Origin of the sequence: Bdellovibrio sp. GT3 (assembly GCF_037996765.1) — a bacterium.
GTDB lineage: Bacteria > Bdellovibrionota > Bdellovibrionia > Bdellovibrionales > Bdellovibrionaceae > Bdellovibrio.
In genome coordinates, this window is the sequence record NZ_JBBNAD010000004.1 from 697,466 (window position 1) to 720,794 (window position 23,329).

22 protein-coding genes are annotated in these 23,329 nt (G+C 46.9%); 12 read left to right on the forward strand and 10 right to left on the reverse strand.

Annotated features, from left to right (window positions below; genetic code table 11):
• Positions 1-109: 109 nt before the first annotated feature.
• The 3 genes from AAAA73_RS04935 (at position 110) to AAAA73_RS04945 (ending at position 6,469) form a co-directional block, all read left to right on the forward strand.
• Positions 110-2,200 carry a site-specific recombinase gene (locus AAAA73_RS04935; RefSeq protein WP_340597071.1) on the forward strand — a complete coding sequence of 697 codons (2,091 nt, stop codon included), beginning with the start codon at positions 110-112 and terminating at the stop codon, positions 2,198-2,200.
• 340 nt (positions 2,201-2,540) lie between these two features.
• The gene (locus AAAA73_RS04940; protein WP_340597072.1) at positions 2,541-4,160 is read left to right on the forward strand and encodes a S8 family serine peptidase; all 1,620 of its coding nucleotides are present in this window, start codon (positions 2,541-2,543) and stop codon (positions 4,158-4,160) included.
• Between the two features lie 101 nt (positions 4,161-4,261).
• Positions 4,262-6,469, forward strand: a complete 2,208-nt coding sequence (locus AAAA73_RS04945) for a cation:proton antiporter (protein WP_340597073.1) — start codon at positions 4,262-4,264, stop codon at positions 6,467-6,469.
• On the opposite strand, the gene AAAA73_RS04950 is transcribed toward AAAA73_RS04945, so the two are convergent.
• A complete protein-coding gene (locus tag AAAA73_RS04950; RefSeq protein WP_340597074.1) occupies positions 6,461-7,861 on the reverse strand; it encodes an aldehyde dehydrogenase family protein in 1,401 nt (466 codons plus the stop codon). The two genes, AAAA73_RS04945 and AAAA73_RS04950, sit on opposite strands and share 9 nt — an antisense overlap.
• A gap of 769 nt (positions 7,862-8,630) precedes the next feature.
• Here AAAA73_RS04950 and AAAA73_RS04955 point away from each other — a divergent pair.
• Positions 8,631-9,539 carry a hypothetical protein gene (locus AAAA73_RS04955; RefSeq protein ID WP_340597075.1) on the forward strand — a complete coding sequence of 303 codons (909 nt, stop codon included), beginning with the start codon at positions 8,631-8,633 and terminating at the stop codon, positions 9,537-9,539.
• Between the two features lie 2 nt (positions 9,540-9,541).
• On the opposite strand, the gene AAAA73_RS04960 is transcribed toward AAAA73_RS04955, so the two are convergent.
• The 3 genes from AAAA73_RS04960 to AAAA73_RS04970 form a co-directional block, all read right to left on the reverse strand.
• Positions 9,542-10,066 (reverse strand): YaeQ family protein, encoded by a 525-nt coding sequence (locus tag AAAA73_RS04960; RefSeq protein WP_340597076.1) that lies wholly within the window; start codon positions 10,064-10,066, stop codon positions 9,542-9,544.
• 20 nt (positions 10,067-10,086) lie between these two features.
• A complete protein-coding gene (locus tag AAAA73_RS04965; protein ID WP_340597077.1) occupies positions 10,087-10,497 on the reverse strand; it encodes a hypothetical protein in 411 nt (136 codons plus the stop codon).
• A gap of 136 nt (positions 10,498-10,633) precedes the next feature.
• Positions 10,634-11,470 (reverse strand): hypothetical protein, encoded by an 837-nt coding sequence (locus AAAA73_RS04970; protein WP_340597078.1) that lies wholly within the window; start codon positions 11,468-11,470, stop codon positions 10,634-10,636.
• A 165-nt stretch (positions 11,471-11,635) separates the two neighbouring features.
• On the opposite strand from AAAA73_RS04970, the gene AAAA73_RS04975 reads away from it, so the two are divergent.
• From AAAA73_RS04975 to AAAA73_RS04995, 5 genes are all read left to right on the forward strand, one after another.
• On the forward strand, positions 11,636-12,166 hold the full coding sequence (locus AAAA73_RS04975) for a hypothetical protein (RefSeq protein WP_340597079.1): 531 nt from the start codon (positions 11,636-11,638) through the stop codon (positions 12,164-12,166).
• Positions 12,167-12,169: 3 nt separating this feature from the next.
• On the forward strand, positions 12,170-12,868 hold the full coding sequence (locus tag AAAA73_RS04980) for a substrate-binding periplasmic protein (RefSeq protein WP_340597080.1): 699 nt from the start codon (positions 12,170-12,172) through the stop codon (positions 12,866-12,868).
• Between the two features lie 200 nt (positions 12,869-13,068).
• Positions 13,069-13,854, forward strand: coding sequence for a murein L,D-transpeptidase catalytic domain family protein (locus AAAA73_RS04985; protein ID WP_340597081.1), 786 nt, complete (start codon positions 13,069-13,071; stop codon positions 13,852-13,854).
• A gap of 358 nt (positions 13,855-14,212) precedes the next feature.
• A complete protein-coding gene (locus AAAA73_RS04990; protein ID WP_340597082.1) occupies positions 14,213-15,886 on the forward strand; it encodes a serine/threonine-protein kinase in 1,674 nt (557 codons plus the stop codon).
• Positions 15,887-15,951: 65 nt separating this feature from the next.
• Positions 15,952-16,764 (forward strand): TIGR02147 family protein, encoded by an 813-nt coding sequence (locus tag AAAA73_RS04995; protein WP_340597083.1) that lies wholly within the window; start codon positions 15,952-15,954, stop codon positions 16,762-16,764.
• Positions 16,765-16,818: 54 nt separating this feature from the next.
• On the opposite strand, the gene AAAA73_RS05000 is transcribed toward AAAA73_RS04995, so the two are convergent.
• The 3 genes from AAAA73_RS05000 to AAAA73_RS05010 form a co-directional block, all read right to left on the reverse strand.
• Complete coding sequence (locus AAAA73_RS05000) at positions 16,819-17,259, reverse strand: DUF333 domain-containing protein (RefSeq protein ID WP_340597084.1); 441 nt, start codon at positions 17,257-17,259, stop codon at positions 16,819-16,821.
• A gap of 92 nt (positions 17,260-17,351) precedes the next feature.
• Entirely contained in the window at positions 17,352-17,855 is a 504-nt protein-coding gene (locus AAAA73_RS05005; RefSeq protein ID WP_340597085.1) for a hypothetical protein, read from the reverse strand.
• 121 nt (positions 17,856-17,976) lie between these two features.
• The gene (locus AAAA73_RS05010; RefSeq protein ID WP_340597086.1) at positions 17,977-18,807 is read right to left on the reverse strand and encodes a DUF4423 domain-containing protein; all 831 of its coding nucleotides are present in this window, start codon (positions 18,805-18,807) and stop codon (positions 17,977-17,979) included.
• A gap of 131 nt (positions 18,808-18,938) precedes the next feature.
• On the opposite strand from AAAA73_RS05010, the gene AAAA73_RS05015 reads away from it, so the two are divergent.
• On the forward strand, positions 18,939-19,379 hold the full coding sequence (locus AAAA73_RS05015; protein ID WP_340597087.1) for a hypothetical protein: 441 nt from the start codon (positions 18,939-18,941) through the stop codon (positions 19,377-19,379).
• 78 nt (positions 19,380-19,457) lie between these two features.
• Positions 19,458-20,660, forward strand: coding sequence for a hypothetical protein (locus AAAA73_RS05020; RefSeq protein WP_340597088.1), 1,203 nt, complete (start codon positions 19,458-19,460; stop codon positions 20,658-20,660).
• A 4-nt stretch (positions 20,661-20,664) separates the two neighbouring features.
• Here AAAA73_RS05020 and AAAA73_RS05025 read toward each other — a convergent pair whose 3' ends face one another.
• Entirely contained in the window at positions 20,665-21,228 is a 564-nt protein-coding gene (locus AAAA73_RS05025; RefSeq protein WP_340597089.1) for a YdeI/OmpD-associated family protein, read from the reverse strand.
• A gap of 160 nt (positions 21,229-21,388) precedes the next feature.
• On the opposite strand from AAAA73_RS05025, the gene AAAA73_RS05030 reads away from it, so the two are divergent.
• Positions 21,389-21,760 carry a hypothetical protein gene (locus AAAA73_RS05030; protein WP_340597090.1) on the forward strand — a complete coding sequence of 124 codons (372 nt, stop codon included), beginning with the start codon at positions 21,389-21,391 and terminating at the stop codon, positions 21,758-21,760.
• Here the strand turns inward: AAAA73_RS05030 and AAAA73_RS05035 are convergent.
• Both AAAA73_RS05035 and AAAA73_RS05040 read right to left on the reverse strand, forming a co-directional pair.
• On the reverse strand, positions 21,757-22,209 hold the full coding sequence (locus tag AAAA73_RS05035; protein ID WP_340597091.1) for a GNAT family N-acetyltransferase: 453 nt from the start codon (positions 22,207-22,209) through the stop codon (positions 21,757-21,759). The two genes, AAAA73_RS05030 and AAAA73_RS05035, sit on opposite strands and share 4 nt — an antisense overlap.
• Before the next feature lie 79 nt (positions 22,210-22,288).
• Complete coding sequence (locus AAAA73_RS05040; RefSeq protein ID WP_340597092.1) at positions 22,289-23,206, reverse strand: hypothetical protein; 918 nt, start codon at positions 23,204-23,206, stop codon at positions 22,289-22,291.
• Positions 23,207-23,329: the final 123 nt, after the last annotated feature.

Sequence of the window (23,329 nt, forward strand, 5' to 3'; positions counted from 1 at the left end):
GGACGCTTCTAACACACGGAGTCTGCCGCGACCAGACGACAAATTGTTGCACCCATATTTTTGACGCACATTGCTTGCAGGAACTCATACTGTCGGGCAAAATTTCGATATGTTTTCGCAGCTTAAGAAGTATTTTCATCGATTTAAATTGTATAGACGCCGTGCCGACGTGCATGCCGACCTGGATGCCTTGCTGGGCTTTGCCTCCGATCAAAAAGAGCTTGAAGATCAGCTTCATTGGCTGGTCAGTCTTTTAAGATGGATTCGCTACGAGGGGCTGCTTTCTGACGGCTTTGAACATGATGCAGGCCATGTCGCTATTGCACGACTGCGCTATGTATTGATGGTTTTGGATCGCAATCCGGAATGGAAGCGGGACGTTGCCGTCATTCTGCGTTCTGTGATTAAAAATGTCAGCGGTTTGGAACTTTATACTGAGACAGGCCTTCCTCATGAAGTAGGTGTGATCGGGGAGTTCATGGATCGCATGATGATGAAGATCCTGCCAAGTCCCCCTTTGGATCACGAGCTGGGTTATCTGTTCTGGGAGCTGTTCCCAAGTGCGAAGGATCCGATTTGGATCGCCTCTATTGATCACGAGCTTTTTGCGAAACTAATTAATTTATTCAATTTCCATGTCTCACCCGTGGAGTCCGATTGGAACCGCCTGGACCGTGATATGGAAGATGCCCTGATTTATCTGGGAATCCAGGTGCGTGCGATTGGTTTGTCGCCAGCCATTCGCCATCGTATGGATCGTCCTAATTTCCGGGATTCAGCGTTCTTTGGAATCGTTTCGGTTCTGGAAGAGTTCATCGAAGCCAATCAGTCAGGACGCCCGGAAGTCTTTTTTGAAAAAGCCTCTCGCCTGCGCTTGATGGTGTGGGAGTGTCGCCGTGAACTGACTCAGGTGGATAAACACCTGGATGAGTTCGGTGTGAGTGTGAATCTGGTTTTCCAGATGACTCGCTTAAGAATTTATTTGCAACGTATCGACAGCCTTGTCGACATTCTGATCACTGACGTGCCGGATGCGCGCAAGGTGACAAGTTTCCTGGCAAGTCTGATTGAGGAAAATCATGACTTGCAAAGTGTCGGTGCGCTGCTGTCACAGAATATTAATTTGCTGGCGCAAAAAGTGGTCGAACGTGCCGCCGAAACGGGTGAGCACTATATCACGCGCACCAAGGAAGAATACCGCAGCATGGTTCAGGCCGCCGCTGGCGGTGGTTTCGTCACTGCGTTCACGGTTTATGTAAAAGCCGGAATTCTGGCGACGGGATTTTCTGAATTCATGATTGGTGTTTTGGCTTCGGCCAACTATGCGATCAGTTTCGTGGTCATTCATCTTGCCGGATTCACTCTTGGTACCAAACAGCCCGCAATGACAGGCCCGGCGTTGGCCGAGCAAATGCGGGATGTGGAAACTGAAGAGGGGATGGAGAGACTGGTTGATGAGATTGCCCATCTGATTCGCTCGCAAGTGGCGGCGGTCGGCGGGAATATTCTATTGGTGGTGCCGACCACGATGTTGATGGACTCGATTGTGTTCCTGGCTTCCGGAAAACATATCATGGCGGAAGCCACTGCTTTGAAAGCGTTTACGTCAGTCGATATTTTTGGACCGGCGATCTTTTACGCAGCCTTCACGGGGATCTTGCTATGGGGTTCCAGCTTGTTTGCAGGGTGGGGAGACAACTGGTTTGCCTTGAACTCTTTGCGCACAACACTGGCGCGCAGCCCGACATTGATGACGATTTTTGGAAAAGTCGGTTCCCGTCGTATTGCGATGTTCTTTGAGAAAAATATTTCCGGCCTTCTGGGGAACATTTCGTTGGGTGTGTTGCTGGGACTGACTCCAGAGATTATGAAGTTCCTGGGGATCCCCTTGGATGTGCGTCACGTGACGTTGTCCTCAGGTGGGATGGGTGCTGCGATTCCAGTTCTGGGCGTGGACTTCCTGAAAACCTGGTTGTTCTGGAGAGCAGTCATTGGCGTCCTTATAATAGGTTTCTTTAACGTTTCAGTGAGTTTTGCCATGGCATTCCTGGTTGCGATTAAAGCACGTGGAGTGACTCCACCGACTCGTCGAGCGATTCGCAAGGCTGTTTTCCGCAGAGTCTTGCATCACCCGTTGAGTTTCCTTTTACCGGTAGGAAAAACGGTCCCGGAATCCTCTTCTGGCGGTCATTCGCACTGATTTTCGTGCTGGTTTTTTGCTCATGAACAAACCAAAAACACCGCGGCGCATCAGTTGCGGTGTTTTAATTTTAAGCAGATATTCATACAAAAAATCATGGAATGTATAAGCAGTTCTAATACTTTCGTGCCGAGATGTTCTATTTTTGAACTGGGGTGCCATTTTGGAACTGTCGCTGTGAGCTTAATATTTGACAGATAATTTCACTTTTTCTTCGGCAAAAAAAATTTTTAGGTGGTTCCAAAAGAGTACTTGATAAAATGTACAGCATGAAATGAACTCCCTCTCCATAAGGACTTAAAAAACTGAGTCCATGGAAAATACGGGGGGGGACCCACACATGAAACTTAATTTGTTTTCATTAATATTGTCTCTGTTGGTAGCGACTTCTGCTCAAGCTGAGCGCGTGATCGTTATCATGAAAGACTCGCAATCTTTTCAAGCTGCTAACATGGCTTATAAAGTAAAAGGTTCTGGCGCTCTTAAAACTGGTCACGCTGTAGCGACGCCGGTAAACGCTGAAATCGAGCAAAGTCTTGAAAATCTGAATACATTGATCGTGAACGCGAAAGATGATTCCGAGATCGTAAAACTTCAGAACGATCCATCTGTAGCTTATGTTGAGAAGGAAGTTTTCCATCCAGCACCAGCTCCAGTTTCCGGTTGGTTGTCCACTCCAGTAAGAAACACTCCGACAGTTCCAGGTGCTAAAACTCCATGGGGTATCATGGCAGTTAAAGCTCCTCAAGCCTGGGCTAAAAACAATCAAGGTCAAGGCGCACGCGTTTTGGTTCTTGATACTGGTATTGATGCAAATCATCCATCTATCAAAGCTAACTTCGAAAGAGGTCAGGACTTCACAGGTGAATCTGATGGTTCTGATTTCACTGATACAATCGGTCACGGCACTCACTGTGCTGGAACTGTTGCCGGTGTATTGGATAACAACGGTTTCACAGGCGTAGCGCCGGGTGCAAAACTTTTGGCAGGCCGTGTTTGCTCTAAAGATGGTTGTTCCAACGCAGCTATCGCCGCTGGTATCAACTGGGGTATCTCTCAAAAAGTTGATGTTATCTCCATGTCTTTGGGTGGCGCATGGTCCACTCCGGGCGAAAGAGACGCTATTGCAAAAGCAGCTAAAGCAGGTCTTACTGTTGTAGCGGCTTCTGGTAATGACGGTAAAGGTCGTGTTTCTTACCCTGCAGCTCTTCCGACTGTTATCGCAGTTGGTGCTGTTGACAGCGATTTGAAGCGTGCTGAGTTCTCTCAATATGGTCCTGAGCTGGCAATCGTGGCTCCGGGCGTAGGTGTGGTTTCTTCTGTTCCTCAAGGTACAGGTCGTGAGTCTTCTGTGAAAATCTCAGTTGATGGTAAAACGGCTCAAGTTAATTCCACAACTTTCCAAGGTGCACGTGAAGTATTGAAAGCTGAAACAAATGTTTTGGTTGAAGCGGGTCTTGGTAAAGCAGCTGATTTCCAAGGTAAAGACTTCAAAGGTAAGTACGCTTTGATCGGCCGTGGCGAAATCAACTTCGCTGAAAAAATCCAAAACGCTATCAAAGCGGGTGCAACTGGCGCAGTTATCTACAATAACGCTCCAGGTTTGATCCAAGGTGCTTTGACTGATGATGAAACTGTCCTTCCAGTGGCTGTGTTCATGATCGAGCAAACTGTTGGTCAAAAAATCGTAGCTTCTTTGAAAGCCGGTACAGAAGTTAAAGCAACTCTACACACTGTTGCGACTGACTACGCTGATTTCCAAGGTACTTCCATGGCGACTCCACACGTTGCAGGTGTTGCGGCTCTAGTAAAAGCTGCAAACAAAAACCTAAACGGTGCACAAGTGAAACAAATCTTGCAAAGCACTGCAACTGCATTGGGTCCTAACTCCAACAACGAATACGGTGCGGGTGTTGTAAATGCTGAAGCCGCTGTAGCAGCTGCTCTTCAAGCAAAGTAATTAAATTTTTAAATTCAGTTACCTCAAAGGGCTCGCTTAATCAGCGGGCCCTTTTTTTTCCGGGTTGCTTACCCAAACGGTACGGCGTACCATTTTAGGGTATGCATAATCTTCCGGCTCTGATCAGTGATTTGGCTCTTATTCTTGGTACTGCGGGTATCGTTACACTTCTCTTTAAAAGATTGAATCAGCCGGTGGTGCTTGGATATCTGGTTGCAGGTTTTCTGATTGGCCCCAAGGTAGGGTTGGTGGGGACTGTGACCAGCACCGAAGGTGTGCAACTGTGGGCCGATATCGGTGTGATTTTTCTGTTGTTCGCTCTGGGGCTTGAGTTCAGCTTTAAAAAGTTATTCCGGGTGGGCGGATCTGCCAGTTTCACCGCACTCTTTGAAATCGGTGTCATGACCTTGATCGGATTCACCACGGGTAAACTGTTGGGCTGGGATCTGATGGACTGCCTTTTCCTGGGCGGCATTCTGGCAATTTCTTCCACTTCCATTTCCATGCGCACCATTGAAGAGATGGGTTTCAAAAATATGAAATTCGTCAGTATCGTCATGGGCGTGCTGGTCATCGAGGATCTGGTTGCAGTATTGCTATTGGTATTCCTGACATCTATTGCTTTAACCCGTGAGTTTGCAGGAACCGACATGCTGTTGTCTTTCCTGAAACTGGCTTTCTATCTTTCACTGTGGTTTGTGGTGGGGATTTTCTGGCTGCCGACGGCCTTGAAGCGTTCGCAGAAGTTTTTGAACGAAGAGACCACGTTGGTGGTGGCAGTCGGGTTGTGTTTTGCGATGGTAGTCTTTGCCGTGAAGGTGGGATTCTCGGCAGCCCTGGGGGCCTTTATCACAGGATCAATCCTTGCTGAAACCATCGAAGGCGAGCGTATTCATCACCTCGTCAACCCCATTAAAAACCTGTTCTCCGCCGTGTTCTTTATTTCCGTGGGGATGCTGATTGATCCGGATGTTATTTCTTCTCACTGGCAGGTGATATTGCTGTTGTCCGTCCTTGTGATCCTGGGAAAAACCCTGGGAGTCACAGTGGGTGCATTGTTATCGGGTCAAACTTTGCGTTCCTCCTTGCAGACGGGGATGAGTCTGTCGCAAATCGGAGAGTTTTCGTTCATCATTGCGACCGTCGGTGTCGGTTTCAAAGTCGTGCGCCCGGAATTATACCCGTTGGCGGTGTCTGTGAGTGTGGTCACGGCTTTCACGACACCTTTCATGATTCGTCTGGCTGACACTGTTTATCAGGTTCTGGAAAAGAAAATGCCCGCTTCCATGATTGCATCACTGGACAGTTATAGCATGTTTTCCTCGGCCGTTGGCGCCCACAAAGAGAGCCGCGATCAGGTGCGTGCTTATATCTTTAAAATTTTTTTGAATGCCGTGATTGTGATCGGGGTGTTCCTGCTGATGGCGCGCGTGACCTTGCCTTATATGTTGAATCATCAGGTCGAGGAAGGTTCTGCGAAGTTCCTGACTTTGACTGCGACGTTGATTTTAAGTTCACCGTTTTTGTGGGCCTTGGCATTCGGTCGCACCAAGCAATTTGATAACCTGTTGGCCGAAGAACACCGTAAGACGTCGGATTATGTGTTCCTGATTTCCAGAATCACGGTGGCGGTGGGATTGGTGCTGGCGATGGTGGCGCAATTCGTACCATTGGGCTGGGCGCTGGGAATTACGGCGTGGATGGCGATTGTTGTCGGCTATGTGCTGTCGACAAAGCTGCGTACAGTTTATATGTGGTTTGAAAATCGTTTTCTATCCAATCTGGCAGAAGACGCACATAAACCTGCCAGCAAAATGCAGCGGCAGGAACTCGCTCCATGGGATGCCCATTTGACCGAATTCAAAGTGCCCGCAGAGGCTACTTATGTGGGTATACCCTTGGCGTCGCTATCCATTCGCGAGCGTTTTGGTGTGACAGTGGCCTTGATTGAGCGGGGACGCTTGAAGATCATGGCTCCAGGGCGTGATGTCCTTTTGATGCCTTTTGATACGCTGTTTGTGATCGGAAATGATGATCAATTGGCGAAGTTCAAGGATTTCATTGAGCAAGTAAGCGACACTACGACAGCGGAGTCTGAACTGGAAGAGTACACCCTGGATAAGTATCTGGTCGACGATCAGTCTGAGTTTCTTAATAAGTCGATCCGTGAAAGCGGATTGCGCGAAAAAACTCACGGACTGGTGGTGGGTATCGAGCGCGAAGGTAAACGCATCCTCAACCCGGACTCTGCTGAAGTGATCAAACCCGGCGACCTTTTGTGGATCGTCGGCGACCGCCGATTAAGGTAGCTTTAGGAGATTCTTTACCAGCTTTAATTTTCCCTCGTTGTAGGGTGGGTAAAGAAGTTTGATCGCTTTACCGCCCCAGCCTTGCTTGAAGATGGCTTTCTTGTGCGAGAAGGCCTCCATCCCGAATTCCCCGTGATAGGAACCCAGGCCGCTGGCACCCACGCCACCAAAGGGCAGGTGGGGATTCATTAATGAAATCAGAGAGTCGTTGATTGAAAGGGAGCCTGAGCTGGTTTCCTTGGTGATCTTTTTGATGTTGAAGCTGGAATTCGAATAAAGGTAAATCATCAACGGCTTCGGGTGATAATTGACGTAGGTGACGACTTCCTGCAGATCTTTAAAAGTCAGGATTGGCAATACCGGTCCGAAAATCTCCTGACTCATGATTTCGCTTCCAGGCTCGACCTTATCCAAAAGTGTGGGTGCCACATAGCGGCTCTCCACATCCACTTCACCGCCACACAGAAGGCTTGAATTGTTGGCCAGAGCATTTTCCAAAAGCCCCTTCAGGCGCACCGTGTGTTTGGTGTTGATGATTCTTGCAAAGCTGTTTGAGGTTTTCTGTGCTTCTTTATCTTTGCCGAAACTGTTTTCGATTTCCTTTTCAAGCAGTCTGACAAAGTGATTGTGGACATCGGCTTGAACGAATAGATAGTCCGGGGCGATGCACGTTTGCCCGGCGTTAAAGAATTTGGCCCAGACGATTTTCTTAGCGGCTTCCTGCAGGTTCGCGCTGTTGTCGACAATCGTCGGTGACTTACCACCCAGCTCCAGTGTCACCCGTGCCAGATGTTCTGAGGCTCCGCGCATAATGATTTTTCCAACGGCGGTGCTGCCCGTGAAAAACACATGGTCGAAGGGGTGTTTTAAAAGTTCCGTGGTGGTTTCCGGACCACCTTCGATCACAGAAACCTGGTTGGTCTTAAAAGTTTTAGCCAGGAGCGAGTGCAGAATGCGACTGCATTTCGGAGCAAACTCCGAGGGTTTGATGGTGATACCATTCCCTGCCGCCAGGGCTGAAACCAAAGGCGAGAGGGTCAGATAAATAGGGTAATTCCAAGGAGAAATAATCAGGCAGGCACCCAGCGGTTCCAGGCGAGTGTAGCTGGATGAAGTCAGCAGAAGTGCGGGAGTTTTAACCCGGCGTTGTTTCATCCATTTTTTGATATTCTTTTTGGCGAAGCGAACTTCTTTCAACAAGGGAAGGATCTCGGACAGCATCGCTTCCACTTCGGGCTTTTTGAAATCCTCATAGAGTGCCTGACAGAGCTCTGATTGATGATCCAAAATCGCCTGTTCAAGTTTTTCAATGTGTTCCAGGCGAGTGAGGGGATTGTCGTTGCGGGAGTGAGTGGCGAAGTCTTTTTGGTGCATCACGAGTTGTTCAATCATGCTTTAAGCTTAGGGAAAGGATCTCAGTTCGTAAAGCAATGGATGTATGAAAACAAAAAAAGGGGGAGCACCTGCTCCCCCTGGATCTTGAAGGGAACCACCAAACCTTCATGATCCTCAAAAAAATTTTAAATTACTTTCTAGACCTCACTCGCTCTGGCCGGCGGGCCATCGTGAGCCACAGGGTGTATAAGACAACTCCTGAGTAAAAGAGGCAGAAAACTGCGACTTCTTTCAATTCCATTTTTCGTACCTCCTTCATGAGATCCTTGTTTTGTGAGGGTATCAGCTGGCCTTCCTTGGCCTTCATCCCCCTCTAGAGCATCCATGCTCTGTTGTAAGTAAGACGATCTGCTCCCTGACAGGGGTTAATCGGAAAATAAAAAATTTTAAAAGTGGTTTGAGAATGCTGGTTAAGCGATTGTTTTGACTGGCAAAACCTGACTAAATATTTTTATTTGGAGGGCGTCGCGTGAATGGCAACTGAGAATTATAAGTCCCCCGAATGCAATACTGCGTGGCGGAATTTCGGCCTATTGGAATAGATTCTATTTGAGACTGGTTATTAGGGAGGTTTAGTTTATTCTCCCGTAAGCATCATCTATTTCGATGGACAGGGTCTTTAATTTTTAATAGCAAACATGACTCTAACAGAGGTGATTGCGTGTTTGTTCAGTTATTGAAGTCGGCGGTTATATGTATTGCACTGGTTTTTTCGGAATCTGTTCTAGCCCAGACTTCTTCAGTCAAAATAAATACTAACACTTCAGTGTTAAAGGTCGACTCCGAGTCTCCAAATCAAAAAAAGGAAAAGTCCGCTGATATTGATAACAAAATCACGGATGCGCGTATGCGTGCGGAATTGGGTTCCAAATCCAAATGGTCACTTAAAAGCCGTTTGAATTATTCCGGCGGCACCGTTGCGGAACCTTTCAGCAAGATGACCACGAACCTGCGTCGCACCGGCCAGTTGGAATCCATGTCCTCCATTTCAGGTGATTTGGGTGTGAACTATCGACTTTCGCCAAGTGACAGTCTGGGGTTTGGCACAGGGCTGACGATGGTGGCACCTTTGCAAGGGCTTTCTGATTCCGTGGAAGATCATCGTCATGGACGTGATGGCAATCAGGCACGCTACCAGTTGACGTCACCCTATGTGGATTGGAAAAAAGGCTATCGTGTTTTGGACACCATGATGATGACTTCGGTTCGCTATGTGCACGCCACGGAAAGAGACTCTGTGGATTTGATGAAAGTGTTTGGTCGCGCGATGGTGCATCAGCAGATTATGCAAAACTTTGGGGCTTCAAAGTGGACCGTCGGCGTTGGTGGTTTTATGGCCAAGATGTTTTACTCTGCAGAGATCGACGATCCCAAGCTGACGCGCGCAAAGCAAATGGGCAAGTTGCAACGCACGGACTATGTTTTGGGGGCAATGCCATTCGTGCAGTACACCTTTAATGATCGCTACTCCACCAGAACTGAATTTGGATATTTCAGCTTTACCAAAGTGGAAGGTTCTGAGGCCTTTGAGCACGAGGATCCGTTTCAGTCCATCGGTGTGGGTATTTCGATTACCCGGGATATTTACCTTTTCCCTAATGTGCAATTTGCAGTTAAAGAATTGCGCGCTGATCGCACCAATGTCGGTATGAACGCAAATATAAATTTGTTCTAAAATTAAAGTTTGACCGTCTTAAGCTCACTGGCCAGAGTCACATCACCAATGGTCAAATCCATCTGACCCTGTTGCACCAGCAGGGACCAGCGATTGTTTTTCTCAATCAAGTCGCCGGCAGCATCCAGGAATTTGGGATCAAAAGAATAGATCTTCAGATCCTGAGCCCGGTGTACGTCGCCATTACGAATTTCCGTAAGCAGCACTTCAGGATTTTTGTAGGTAAAGATCAGGACTTCCTTGGCTGACTTTGTCGCCTTGTGAAGCTTTCGGGCTGAGGGGTTGCCGATTTCAATACAAAGTTCCAACGAATTTTGCAGCCCCATTTTTCTTAGAGCGGGGGCTTCCGGATCTGCAAGTCCTCCCGGAGTGAATTCCAGTCCCTCTTGATAGGCAAGGGAGTAAGCAAGCACCCGGCTTAGCATATACGGGTATGTTTCCGAGGGATGTTGGGCTACGCGAAAATCAAGGGACTCGTAAACACCGCGATCAATGTCAGAAAGTTCGATTTGAAAGCGATATAGCATTTTCCGGGCCCCCGATGAGTTTAATGGTTCGTCGTGATTTTCAAAGTCTGATTGTTATGAACTTCAAAACGCACCACAGTTGCACCGGCCTGAACAGCCTCGGAAACTGTATTAAGAGTTTGTGCGCAGGACTCCATGCTGTCAACTGAGCCTGTCAGCTGCGAGGACAGAAGGTTCCCCTTGAAGAACACCATCAGCGTCGTTTTGCTAAATCCAACGTGGCATTTTAAATGAAGCCCCTGAGCTCCTGTAGGATCAAGTCGAAGATGAATGCCACCCGCAAGTTTAGAATACTCTGTTAATTCGACTTTACCGGCATGAACGGGGATTTCCAGTACGCCTTCGATACCGTCAGTACCAGGGGCCGCCTGGGCTGAAAAAGCGAAGCAGGCTGCCAAAGAAAGAATCAGAAGTTTACTCATTAGTTTCATGGGGTCTCCGGAGTTTAGTAGTTCGACTCCGGACTTGCAGGGGGTATACCAGTTTTAGGGGAATATATTGCATTTGATTGGTGGAGGGACAATTTCCGCTGGCGCAAATAGGGAGGCCGTCAACTCAGTGGTCAGTTCAATTTATTAAGGCTTCCAGAATGGATTTGGCTTTTTCAGGGCTGATTCCCGCAGGCACGAAGGTGTTTTTTGAAATGTCCATGCCCAGGGCATCTCTGGTCAAAATCAGCGCGGAGATATATCCACCTAATAGCGTCGCGTGACTCCAGTCCGCCCGGTAAAGTTCACTCTCACTTACGATCCCATTTTCCTGAAGCTTCAGCCACGCACGGCCCACCAATGCGAGCTTGGCATTGTGATTTTGAGTATGGAAGCGGTAGCTTTCATCGATTTGATTTTGCAGAGTATCTTTGTCGCCGCCGAACCATGTTTGGCCTTCTTTGTCGCTGCCCTCGGGGAAGCGCAAACCGGGATGGTCATCCGTGAGCATTTCATGTTGAAGACCCCAGCCCCAATTCACATACAGGGTCACATCGGAGTTGTTTTGAAAAACGATATCCAAAATCTTGGGCAGATAAGTCGAAAAACTTTTCACTCCTCTGTTGCCAGACCTCTCCCACCAAGGGGTTAACTCCAGGGCTTCAATGCTGTGACCTTGCAGGATCACATGGTCGTAGGATTTCGTGATTAGAACTTTGGTCTGATCATTGTAGTAATGGCGTTCAAAACTGTATCCACCGGGAACGTTGAATTCATAGTTAATATGCAGATCCGGTTCGATGGATTTTGCGATCTCCTGGATCATACGCGGCAACGCAGGGTCCTCCGCGGTGCCGTAGCCCGGAAGATGGGTATAGCTGTTGCCCAGGAATAGAACGGAAAGCTCGCGGCTCCAGGCTGGAGACGTGAATACAGACACTAAAGCCCATGTGAATAGTATTGTGATTCTGTTCATGGGGGGATATTCGCTGAAAGTGATATCTGACACAAATTCTTAGTTTTAAAGTGGCATTTCTACAGGGAAAATACCTATTGGTAAGCCTCTGCTGAATTTTAAACGCAATAATACACTTTGAACCTCTTTCAGGGGCTCTTCACAATGAAATGTAAGGAGACTTAAATGGAAAACCTAGAGACCTCTGATATACCCCCGGATGCACTGAGTTCAGTGCAGAGTTTCTTATCATTTGTAAGCATCGATCAGACGATTCTGGTGATCGGGGCGGGCATTAATGATCTGCCGGAGAAATTCAATAAACGGGGACTCAGGATCGTAGTCGTTGAAAATCATCCGGATAGAATTGAAAAATGGAGAAGCGCTGGATATCAGGTGATTGAGGGGGCTCCTGAGGAACTGGGTGTGTTGAAGCTGCCAAAGGAAATTGGCGGCATTTGGGCCGGATCCGCTTTTGAGCATAAATCTGATGCCGATTTGGAACACACGCTGGAGGTTTTGCATCTGATTCTGCCCAATAAGGGGGCGCTGTTTTTGTCGGTACCGAAAGGGGAGGGAGAGCAGCGCACTGGAAATCAGGTGACTCACTTCTATTCTGAAAAAGAGATTCGTACAGTCCTTGAAGAAAAGGCGTTTAACATTGTTCTACTGAATGCCCAGGCTCCCAGCTACATCACTATCGTGGTGACACGTTAGATTATGGGAAAGTTTTTGGTCATATTCTTATCTCTTCTGTCTTGTGTGGGGTATGCCAAAGTGACTTTCGTTACCTTTCCCATTCCCTTAATGGTGGAAAGTGCAGAAGTGGGATTGTTTATTGATTTGACCAAAGAAATTTCCAAGCGCACCAAAACAGACATTCTGATTCAGGTCATGCCCACGGGAAGGGCAATTCTAAGCTTCAGTAAAGGGCAAGCCAACGCCTTCTTTCCGGCACTGGATGTTTACACTCCAACGAATGCGATCAAAACCGTTCCGTTTTATGAAAAGATCGACTACGTTTTCTATCGGAAAGAGAAACCTTTAAAAACCATCAAGGATCTTGAAGGCAAAAAGGTCGGCTTAACCTTTCGCTATCCCTATGCTGTCAAACTGACTGCAAATAAGAAAATTAAATTCGTCTTTTCCGAGGATGACGTTTCGAACATGAAAAAGCTGTCTGATGGAAATATTGATGCCTTTGTGGTCGAAGAGCGCTCAGGGTTACGGGCTTTGGAACTCAGTCGTGTGAATGGGATCACCTTTGACCGCCAGACACCACTCTCCAAGCAGGATGTTTACTACGCGTTCGAAGATACCGAAGAAGGGCGTCGTTTGGCCAAAGAGTTTAGTGCAGTCATAATGGCGATGAAGGCCAATGGCAGTCTGGATGAGGCTATATTACGCTCTAAAAAATAAGAGCCATCGTTTAATTCACTCAGGTTAAATCCGAATACTCTCACCTTAAAATCTGAAACTTCACTGTTATTAAAGTCCTTTTCAAGTTTGACCCAGAGGATGGTCCGAAATTTTTCATTTCTTCCATGATAATTGCCGCTTTGTAAGAACTCTTCGTTAGGATTTGTCGAAGAACACAAAGTCAAAATCATGGAGGATGAATGACTAAAAGAACCCTACTGAACACTCTTGCTGTAACCGCTTTCCTTACTCTTGCAGCTTGTGGTCAAGGTGGCACATCAGGTGCTGCTTCCGAAACTCTGAATGACGACCAAACAACCCAAACAACGGCAGACGATACGACCGACGAACAAGCGTTCAATGCTGCTGATCAAAGCGAAAACGATGCTCCAGAAAGCATGATCGACGACACTGTTGAACAAGAAGCAGATCTATCTGTATCCAGCCGTGCTTCCATTCTTGCGAAATATAGCTACGTGGATCCAAACCGTGTTGTACCAACAACGGCTCTTGGAAATGCCTTGGTATATTTCGAGAACAATAAATCAAAGATCAAAAACAAAAAGTATGTTTCCGTGATCGACTACTCACAAAGTTCCAGAAAAGCACGTTTCCATATCATCGATATGGCGACGGGTAAAGTTTGGAGCATCCGCGTGGCCCATGGTAAAGGTTCTGACTCGAATCATGATGGTTATGCAGAGAAGTTCAGTAACGTGTCCGGTTCCAAAGCGACTTCGGTTGGCTACTTCCTGACAGGAAGCACTTATAATGGTTCCAACGGTCTTTCCCTAAGACTTGATGGTATGTCATCCACGAATTCAAATGCTCGTGGTCGTGCGATCGTTATTCACGGAGCTTCTTACGTTAAAGAAAGCAGCGTGATCCAAGGTCGCAGCTGGGGTTGCCCGGCGGTAGCGTCTTCTTTGAAAACGAAAGTTATCACAATGCTTAAAGGCGGAAGCTTGATCTATTCCGTAAAATAGATTCTTTCTGCTGTTCAGTATGTTTCAAAACACCAAGCCACCGCTGTTCCTTAGCGGTGGCTTTTTATTTTCCTGCGATTGCGGATGTGCTTGTTCTCTATACATTTTCTGATCTTTTCCGAGGAAAATACGTCGAATTGTTTTGCGATGTTCTGTTAATTAAAAAAATCAGAATCCGTCCGAAAAAATCCTTAAGGATACTTCAAAAAGTGTGCTTGGGTATTTTTTCCCTTCATGTGGCGCGTAGTTATGTGACTGTGTCGTCCTGACAGAGGTGCTTTTTCCAAGTGAAAACTCATTCTGAAACACAAAATACCTGTAATGAGTCCTGATGTTGGTGCCGAATAGTTATATCAAGATGAACACGCCAAAGAAAATCGGACCCTATCAAATTATTAAACGTATCGCCGAAGGCGGTATGGCCGAAGTCTATTTAGGAAAAACGGAGTCCCGATTTGGAGTCAGTAAGCTGGCTGCCGTTAAGACGTCGTTGCAGGACGGGGATCGTGAAAAACTAAAGGAAATGTTTTTTAATGAGATTCGCATCAGTGCGAATTTAAGCCATCAGAATATCGTCAAGATCTACGACTTTGGCGAGTTTGAAAATCGCGGCTACATGGCGATGGAATACATCAATGGTGTGACTTTACGCGAATTGATGTCCTATCTCCAGGAGCGAAATGAAAAGCTAAGTTCCTCTTTTGTGTTGTACATCATTCATCAGGTGTCGTTGGCGCTGGCCTATGCCTATCAATCCGTCGACCCGCAGACGGGGCGTCAGCTAAAATTAATTCATCGGGACATCAGTCCGCACAATATTCTTTTGTCCTTTGAGGGCGAAGTGAAGGTGATTGATTTTGGCATCGCCAAAAAGCAAAAGGACAATGCTCTTGAAACGGCCGGGCAGATCAAAGGTAAAGTTGCCTACATGAGTCCGGAGCAGGTGCAGGGGCAAGAGCTGGACAGTGGCTCTGATATCTTTTCATTGGGCGTGGTGTATTGGGAGCTAATCACGAACGAGCGCTTCTTTCCAGGTACGACCACGAATGATGTTAAGCAGTCGATCCTGGCCTATGCTGTCAGTGGCTTAGAGAAGGCGAAGTTTCAGAACCGCGCCGACGAGTTATGGGATGTTCTGCCCATCATGCTTCATCAGGAACCCGAAAAGCGCGCAAGTGATGCGAATGAGCTGGCAAGACTGCTGGGAACTTTGTTGTCAGCCTTGCACCCGGATTTTTCGGCGTTGGCTTTCGCGGATTATCTAAAAGATATTTTCTCAACGACTTACAATAGCAACCTTGAGCATATCAGACAATTTGTGGATTATGCGGATCGCACCGTTGCGACAGAGGTAGATGCGGAAGGATTCTCCGAAGATGTGGGGGAGCTTGACGAATTCGACACCAAGATTTTGGAAGGGTCCTTCAGTACTGGTGTGATTTTGGAGAAGCTGGCTAGCCAGCTTGTGCCGCCGAAACCTCCGGAGCTTCCTGCGCAAAGCATTTTAACTAAGATGTTGTCAGCCTCACCAGTGCCGCCGCGACCGGTGCTAAAGGTGGATCTCCTGGCGGGATCGGTGCCTACGATCCCTTTTTATCGTCATCCTAAAAGGCCTCCTCCCAAGTCAGGGAACTTTGGCTTTTTCACACTGTGTTCGATTGCGGTGACGGCAATACTCTTTAGTGGCTTGACCGTTGGAAAGAGCGCGATCCCTTTGAAGAACACCGAGCCTGTCACGGCAGTTGTTGCAGCTACCACTCCTACTGCATTTCAAAAAGTTTCTGCGCCGGTGGTGGTTGAGGTGAAGCCTGCAACTCCAGTCGTCATGAAGAAGGCGCCGGTGCTCGGGAAAGGTAAACGATCCACGAAGGCTCGCATGGTTGCAAAAGCCCCCAAGCCTGCTAAGAGAGCGCCCGCTGGAAGGACATCCCAAGTCAAAGCGAAAGCTTTTGATATGGGGAATATTCGCAACGGTATGGCTTATCCGTCGGGAACCAAGTGTGTGAACTGTTGGACCAACGTGGGGGAGTAGATGTATATTTTATATATGCATTGGCTGTCTTGTTAATTAATAATTCATAAAGTATATTCTAACCCATGAAAGCCCTAACAGACTTTACTGACTACCGTGAATTCCTTAATTACTACGTCTCTCATCCCAGCGCCCAGCGTGGTTTGCGTGCTGAAATGGCGAAAGCTATGCAGTGCCAGGCCGCTTACTTGTCGCAAGTCTTAAATGGCAACGCCGAGTTGACAGAAGACCATGCTTTCCGCTTGGTAAATCATCTGCAATTCAATAAAGCCGACAAAGACTACTTCATGCTTCTGGTTAGAATCAGCCGGGCATCAAGTCATGAATTGAAATCTCATTTAAAAGATCAGGCAAAAGCGATCGCCAAAGCAGTCAGCAAAATTGATGATCGAGTGACTGCAAAAAAGCTCAGTGAAGACGATGCCTTCACGAAGTTCTATTTTGGCTCGTGGATTCCCAACGCCATTCACGTGGCGCTGAGCTCACCTCACTACCAAACTCCTGCGTCCTTGGCGAAACGCCTGGGGCTGCCAGAGAAAAAAGTCTTAGAGGTCTTGCAGGCTCTCGAAGAAAATCACCTGGCTGTGCGCAAGGGGAAAGGTGAGTGGAGTTACCAGGGGGCGAACTTCCATCTGCCCAAAGCTTCGCCGCTGGAAATCAATTATCAAATCCACAACCGTCTGCAAGCAATCAAAGCGTTGCAAGCCTCCAACGAACAGGATCTTCATGTATCCGCGGTTTTCACCGTGGGGGAAGAGGACTATAAAGCCTTAAGAAAAATGTTTTTGGATGCCGTCGAAAAGGCCCACAAGAAAATTGCTGCCGGTGAAAGTGAAGAGCTTTACGGGATGAGTTTGGATCTTTTTAGAGTCGTTTAAATAAAAAAAATCCCCGAAGTGAGTTTCGGGGATTTTTTTAAGTCTTATTTAGTTTTACTGCGCTTGTAAAAGAAGCTGGATCAGCAGCTCATTTCCCCGCTCTTGGGTGCCGCCATTAAGCGTGGTCACTGCGATGACGGATGAATCTGAGAATTCGCAAAGCTGAAGGGAATAACCCTGCTCAGACTCTTTAGCCTTGGTGATTGCTCCACCTGAAGACTTACAATCAGACGAGTTTAACAAAGCATCAATGGCTTGCTGAGGAGTTTTATTTTTAAGTGCCCAGAACAAAGTCCACTGTTCAACCAAGGCGCCATCAATTGCGCACAGAGTGGTTTGACTGGATGCCGTTGATACAGAGATCAATGTGCCGCCCAATTTATCACACAGTTTGGCTGCTGGGTTGCCCGTGCCAGCGATGACGATCGGACCGACGCCAAAGGCCTGGCTGTGAAGTGCGAGGGACGTGACGATAAGTAAGAATGCTTTTTTCATAAGTACCTTGTTTAGCATGTTATAAGCAAAGGAGGGTGCCCTGTTGAGGCACCCTGGATTTCTTTTAGGACTGTCTTAGGATTAGGCAGTTATTATTGCTCAACGATTTGAACACGCGCCGTACGCTTTGGTCCTAGTTGAACCCATTTGTCACACGTCGTAACCGTCGCTCCGCCGAAGTTAGTCTTACGGCACGGAATCACTTGGATCTCGTTCACGTCAGTGTCTGAGTTTTGAAAGGCAATTTCAGAAGGGAAGGTTTGAGCTTCAGAGCCAGCAACTGTTCCAGCCAAGGCAACTTCGATACGGAAGTAATCATCACTTCTTGCACCACATTTATCAATAGTCTCAGGGACCACGACAACACTGCTGCCGTTATGTTCTTGGACTTTGGGAGACATGCTAAAAGTCTTAGGTTTTCTCATGCTATCTTCCATCGAGTAGTAGGTGCATGCGAACGAATCGCTCGTCGACACATAAGTTGCCATTGGCACCACGCGAGCGCCTGACGGCAGAAAAACCTGAACAGCAGCAACATAGCCATAAGAGGTGGAAGCAACGAGTGAAAGTAGTACAGATGCGATAAGCGTTTTCATATTGGATTCTCCTTGAGTGAATGTGTTCTTCGAGGAGGGTTATATGCCTCTTTGATGCACTATGATATATGTTTGTTATTTAAAAAATATGCTTAATATATATGTTTTATAAATATCAACCCTAGCACCACTCAAAAACGTCGAAGTTTAACTGATACACATTTTCGGTCTTGGCCTCGATGACCAACGGTTCAATCTCCGATAGAAAGGTCGAAAACCTGCGACGTATCTCTGCAATTGCTTTGGCATCGGCACCGAAAGTCACCATGAAGGACCGTTTAGCGCTCTCATCTATTTTCATCAGTTGAGCTGAGCACAACGTTCGCATTAACTGTTGATGAGCGCGCATCAAGGGGTGATCCACTGAATAGTGAATATGGGGTACCTGTAGATTGGTGACAGTGAAGCTTTCGGCATCAAAATCAATATAGCCTTGAAGTTTAAGTTTATTGATCACTTCCTTCAACTTCACCTGGGAAAACCCCAACAAATTGCAAAGCAGTTTGGGTTTTTGTGCAAACTCCGGCACCGAGAAAGCTGCCAGTGTGACAACGGAAAAAGGATCCAGTAGGTGGTGCATGTCACTACTGATCGAATCGACACGAGAGCCCGTTTGTTTTGCAGTAATTTTATAGTCTTGCCGAATCGTTTCGATCTTCTTTTTTAAGTGATCTTTACGAAGTTTCGATGTCGAAACCTCAAAGGCTCGTAAGAAAATCAAAAACTCGATTTCCTCTTTGCTAAGTTCCAATAGGTGACCCAATTCAAAAAGATGGTCCTCGCTGAAGTGAACGCCGTCATTGTTAAAGACACGAGAAATGTAGGTATGTTGAATTCCCACTTTCTCGGCCATTCCCCGCACTGTCAGTTTACGGCTGGAGCGCGTGGAATTGAGAAAATGCAGTTTTTCCTTCAGTGCTTTCTTATAATCGGTGGCTTCAAAGATATTCATGGTCACTTTTAGTACAATAATACCTTATTATTTGCACCATTATATTGCATCAAAATGCACCATTGCCTCCTATATTTCATTTCAAGCGGATGGCCACAAGGGGCCGTCCCCAATTCAAAAAGGAGTTTTTTATGAATCGCTTCCTATCTATGACACTGTTAGCTTCTCTTATATCTTTTCAAGCTCACGCCGCGTGCACTGACTTCGCCGGAACTTGGAAAGGCACTTGCCAAAATAACAGCGGCGTTGTCAGACACAACACAGTGACGATCATGCAAAATCGATGCGATACGATCGTTATGGAAAACCGCATTTTCCCCATTGGCCAAATCATTGAAACTCGCGTTCCTTCTAATCCAGGCGAAAGCAATGTGGCTTACGAAGTGATGAATTTCGTCAATAATTGCGCTGACCTTAAATATCTTTACACTTCTATTGCCTCTAAGCCGGGTCAACCACCAGTTCGTATTGACCTTGCAACCACTTACAAACGCAACGGCAACTTCATGACTTCGGAGCTTGTGCAATCCCAGAACAATTACCGCGAAACGTGCCAATACTTTTTGCAATAGCTTTAAAATAGCGCTAACAAAGGCTTTCGAAGACATTCGAAGGCCTTTATTACCTTGGATGGAAAGGAATTTGAGATCATGAGTAAAGCTGTTTCTCTCCTCGCTCTTTTTACAAATTTACTGATCTCTGTAGCCGCCTTTGGCGGGCCTTGGATTTCTTCTGGTGGAGACCTGGTCGGTGACACCCGCAACCCGTGGTTTGTTATTAACTCGCCGGTTGTTAAATATTGTATCAAAATCGACGCAACAACTTTTTCAGCTTCATCAGCTTCTGTTAAAGCAGCTTTGGAAAAATCCTTGGGTTTTTGGCGCAATGAATTTCAAGAAAATGAAAACTATGCCAAGGGGAGCCTGAACCATCTGCCTCTTTCTATTCCGCAATTTTTAGAAACTCCCTGCGACGCTCAAGTTGATTTGAAACTCGTTTTGGGTGAAGGCGCACTCAGCCCCCAAGAAGCACTTTATGTGCGATCGCGTGGTACCGAAGTTGTCGCACTGACGGTTCGCACGGACTATAATTTGGTCACTCTTAAAGGTCGCGGGTTTTTATATATCGCCGGTGACTTGAATAAACCAGAGTGGCTGGAGCAAGTTTGGAAAAACGAATCGCGCCTGACGACAGTTATCGCCCACGAAGTGGGACATATTTTGGGTATTCCCCACCTTGGCGGTGACTTTGCGACGATGACAGGAATTCCTGAAAGTCCCGCTGCCCTGAATCTGATGGCAGAGTCCCTTCCGCAGGCCGCCGTTCTTAAAAATAAAATCGGCTATGGTTTTGTCCAGGGTATTGCACCGATCCTCAGCAACCTGAAAAGACATGAATCGTGCGAGATTTCAGCATCGACTCGTCATTGGTTGAAAATCTCTGAAACAGTTCACTGCTTGCGTGTAGAACTAAGCCCGCTCAATACCGAACAGGATATCGTCGCCAGCCTCTATGCAGTTGAAGCAGACGGCAGTACTCACTTGCTGGGGCATTTTACCGTCGACATGCTTTCACGAACACTTTTGAATTATAAGTTTGATGTCATCACTCAGCTTGTTCTGAACAAAGAACAAAAGGTATTCGCTTTCGCTCCATCGAACTCCGTGGACTTTTTGGCGGGTGGAGTTCAACTTTTTGCTAGCATGAACTTGAAACTGACTTCAATCGACCCAGCGGCTCCCGCGCGCTCGGTCATTTTAACGGTCAGCCCTTTGCAAATGGTGATTCTAGGAGGCACGGAATACGGGTTTACCACTTTGTTTTCGTCCAATCGCATCCGCCCTTTGTTCTAGATATTCAGGCGAATGGTGTAATGCCATCTTCCAACATTTGGATGATTTTCAGCTTCAATTTTTCCCGTGTTTCCGCCTTCTTTGCATTATGGAGTCGGAAAGCAATAGAGAAAAGATTCGCCTTTTTCAGGGTTTTATAGAAGGCCTTGGCCTTCTTGTTTTTGTTTAAGGCTTTTAGAAAATCATCCGGGACTTCCATCGACTTTGGCGAGTTATAGGCCTTCTTCCATCGGCCATCAGCTTTCGCATCCGCAACAGCTTTTAAGCCTGCCGGCATCATCAGTCCCGCCTTGGTGAGGCGTTGCACGTGCTGGGTATTGATCTTTGACCAGACACTTTTGGGGCGGCGGGGAGTAAAGCGATTGCAATAAGAAATCTCGTCAACGGACTTTCTGATTCCATCAATCCAACCGAAACATAAGACTTCGTCCAGGGCTTCAGCGGGTGTAATTCCGGATTTCCCAGAAGTTTTCTTATAAAACCCAATCCATAGCTCAGTCACTGAATCGTGATTTTTCGTAAGCCAGCGTCTTAGGTCAGATTGGGTTTTAAAGTAATGAATCTTCATTTTAACAGTGTACAAAGTTTTGAAACAAAAAAGCCACTGGTAATAGTTCTTAAGCCGTCTGACATTTAGACACTCGCCCCGGGCCTGGTAAGTCTGATTTGCTTCTGATCCTGGAATGGAATTCGCAGTATGCCGGAATGACATACAGAGGGCGGCACTCATGAAATATGTGACATTTATTTTTTCAATGATGGTGGGCACACAGGTGTTTGCGGCACAGAAATCCTGCATGGCGGTCTATGCGGCTGGCTTAAGTTACTTCTTGAATGAAAGCAGTGTGCAGTTGGGTGATAAGTCCGAAATCACCTTGGGTCAAAGCACTGAAGATGAGCGCTATAAGGTGACCTTAAGCAATGAAGGCACGCTGGCTCTTATCCATGTTAAAGGAAATTTCGAACTTCCTTTGTATCAGGTCTTTAATGATGGATCGGTGACAATCTATCAAAGCGAAGATCAGTCTTTATACCCCGAGAATGTTCCCGGTGCGAGGATTGGCAATAGTCTTATCTTCATAGGGTGTGCTCAAGACTAATAGGCTTTTTCAAAAAGAGTAAATGTGGGACGGCCTTGAATGCGTGATGGAAATTTATTTCCCGTATTGATGTAACCACATTTTAAATAAAAACCTTCGGCCGGTGGGTCGGGGAAAACTTGAATTTTTGACCAGCCATTTTCGTTGGCAAGTTGATCGATAAACTTGCTGGTGGCAGCGCCAATTCCTTGCTTTAGAGTCGATTTTTTAATCCATAGATTTTCCAGAAAAACTTCATCTTCTCTTTTCTCAAATGAAAGAAAGCCCACCAGTTCGGGATTTCTGATCTCATAGCAAATTTCAGAGTTTAGTGTTTTCTCGTCCATCGTAATTAAATGCAAAGATGCTTTGGCGTATTCTTCCGGGTAATTCCAAACAGAGCGTGATCCCTCGATCAAAGCATTTATATCTGACAAGTTGGTGAGCTGAGCTTTTTTAAATTCGATCATGCTGTTTTTAATGACTTTAAAAGCAGTGCCTTTCAATCAAAACCGTTCGGTTCTGCGGTGCGGCCCAGAAAGGGAACTGTTACCTGTAAGTTCTTGTGATTCGTTCGATCAGCTTTTTATTGGCGTCGCGAACGGATGTGGGCTTCTGGTGCCAGCTGGCCAGAATGTCTTCACGCAACAGATTGTAGACTTTTATCAGATAGTCGCGCTTCTCCTGGGCATCGTATCCCTTGATCCAGTGATGCGTATAAAGCTCGCTGCGAACCGGAGAAAACATGTAATGCGGAGTCGAGTCATTCCAATGGTCATGTGCGTGGTGGGTCGTGAAATCGCGGGCAGCGGCCTTGTAGGCTTCTTTGTCGGAGCTGCAGGGGAACTCTACGGCTTTACGCATAGCTTGTGGATCTTCGGCAAAAAGCACGGCCACCACATCGGCAAAGAGTTCGTGGTAAGGGGCGAGTAAATTCAGGATGCGATTTTGTTCGGCGGAAAACTCGCCCGTTTCAAAATAGGCCTGGGCCAGCTGCCGTTCTATTTCCTGCTTCTTTTCCAAAAGATGCTTTAGGTGGGACGGGGTGGGGGCTGCGATAATGCGCTTTTCAATCAAAGCGCGTTGATTCGCCAGGAAGTAGACCTTTTGGTTTGCGATCATAGGTGAGGCGATGCCCTCACGGATGGATTTGAATTCGGGAATATCACGGGTCAGCCAGTCGGTAAAAATCACGTGACCATATTCGTGGGCAAAGGTCGTTAGATTGCCAGCTTCACTGCGCAGATGTTTTTCCTTACCATCGGAGTCTTCAATATACAGGAATTCTGCAGCCGAAAGCACAGCTACACCATCATAAGAGGCGCCACTGGCGGAATGCTTTAATGACAATACGACTTTCTCAGAGACGGGGGCCCATACGGAAATCGACTCGACAACGGCGGCCAGCTTCTGCGCAAACTTGCAGGAAGAAACAGTCAGGTCATTGCTGTCTTGCCATAAATTCACAGAGGAAAAGGAAGGAACCTCGGGGCATTGATTCGCCATAAAGTCCGATTCAATACTTTGCGTCCAAGCCTGTGCTGACACTAAGAAGGCTAAGAATGGGATAAGGAATTTAAGGGTGGATGA

What these genes read in the sequence shown, in the direction of transcription:
- AAAA73_RS04935 (WP_340597071.1), top strand. Translation starts at nt 110, where the DNA reads ATGTTTTCGCAGCTTAAGAAGTATTTTCATCGATTTAAATTGTATAGA.
- AAAA73_RS04940 (WP_340597072.1), top strand. Translation starts at nt 2,541, where the DNA reads ATGAAACTTAATTTGTTTTCATTAATATTGTCTCTGTTGGTAGCGACT.
- AAAA73_RS04945 (WP_340597073.1), top strand. Translation starts at nt 4,262, where the DNA reads ATGCATAATCTTCCGGCTCTGATCAGTGATTTGGCTCTTATTCTTGGT.
- AAAA73_RS04950 (WP_340597074.1), bottom strand. Translation starts at nt 7,861, where the DNA reads ATGATTGAACAACTCGTGATGCACCAAAAAGACTTCGCCACTCACTCC.
- AAAA73_RS04960 (WP_340597076.1), bottom strand. Translation starts at nt 10,066, where the DNA reads ATGCTATATCGCTTTCAAATCGAACTTTCTGACATTGATCGCGGTGTT.
- AAAA73_RS04965 (WP_340597077.1), bottom strand. Translation starts at nt 10,497, where the DNA reads ATGAAACTAATGAGTAAACTTCTGATTCTTTCTTTGGCAGCCTGCTTC.
- AAAA73_RS04970 (WP_340597078.1), bottom strand. Translation starts at nt 11,470, where the DNA reads ATGAACAGAATCACAATACTATTCACATGGGCTTTAGTGTCTGTATTC.
- AAAA73_RS04975 (WP_340597079.1), top strand. Translation starts at nt 11,636, where the DNA reads ATGGAAAACCTAGAGACCTCTGATATACCCCCGGATGCACTGAGTTCA.
- AAAA73_RS04980 (WP_340597080.1), top strand. Translation starts at nt 12,170, where the DNA reads ATGGGAAAGTTTTTGGTCATATTCTTATCTCTTCTGTCTTGTGTGGGG.
- AAAA73_RS04985 (WP_340597081.1), top strand. Translation starts at nt 13,069, where the DNA reads ATGACTAAAAGAACCCTACTGAACACTCTTGCTGTAACCGCTTTCCTT.
- AAAA73_RS04990 (WP_340597082.1), top strand. Translation starts at nt 14,213, where the DNA reads ATGAACACGCCAAAGAAAATCGGACCCTATCAAATTATTAAACGTATC.
- AAAA73_RS04995 (WP_340597083.1), top strand. Translation starts at nt 15,952, where the DNA reads ATGAAAGCCCTAACAGACTTTACTGACTACCGTGAATTCCTTAATTAC.
- AAAA73_RS05000 (WP_340597084.1), bottom strand. Translation starts at nt 17,259, where the DNA reads ATGAAAAAAGCATTCTTACTTATCGTCACGTCCCTCGCACTTCACAGC.
- AAAA73_RS05005 (WP_340597085.1), bottom strand. Translation starts at nt 17,855, where the DNA reads ATGAAAACGCTTATCGCATCTGTACTACTTTCACTCGTTGCTTCCACC.
- AAAA73_RS05010 (WP_340597086.1), bottom strand. Translation starts at nt 18,807, where the DNA reads ATGAATATCTTTGAAGCCACCGATTATAAGAAAGCACTGAAGGAAAAA.
- AAAA73_RS05015 (WP_340597087.1), top strand. Translation starts at nt 18,939, where the DNA reads ATGAATCGCTTCCTATCTATGACACTGTTAGCTTCTCTTATATCTTTT.
- AAAA73_RS05020 (WP_340597088.1), top strand. Translation starts at nt 19,458, where the DNA reads ATGAGTAAAGCTGTTTCTCTCCTCGCTCTTTTTACAAATTTACTGATC.
- AAAA73_RS05025 (WP_340597089.1), bottom strand. Translation starts at nt 21,228, where the DNA reads ATGAAGATTCATTACTTTAAAACCCAATCTGACCTAAGACGCTGGCTT.
- AAAA73_RS05030 (WP_340597090.1), top strand. Translation starts at nt 21,389, where the DNA reads ATGAAATATGTGACATTTATTTTTTCAATGATGGTGGGCACACAGGTG.
- AAAA73_RS05035 (WP_340597091.1), bottom strand. Translation starts at nt 22,209, where the DNA reads ATGATCGAATTTAAAAAAGCTCAGCTCACCAACTTGTCAGATATAAAT.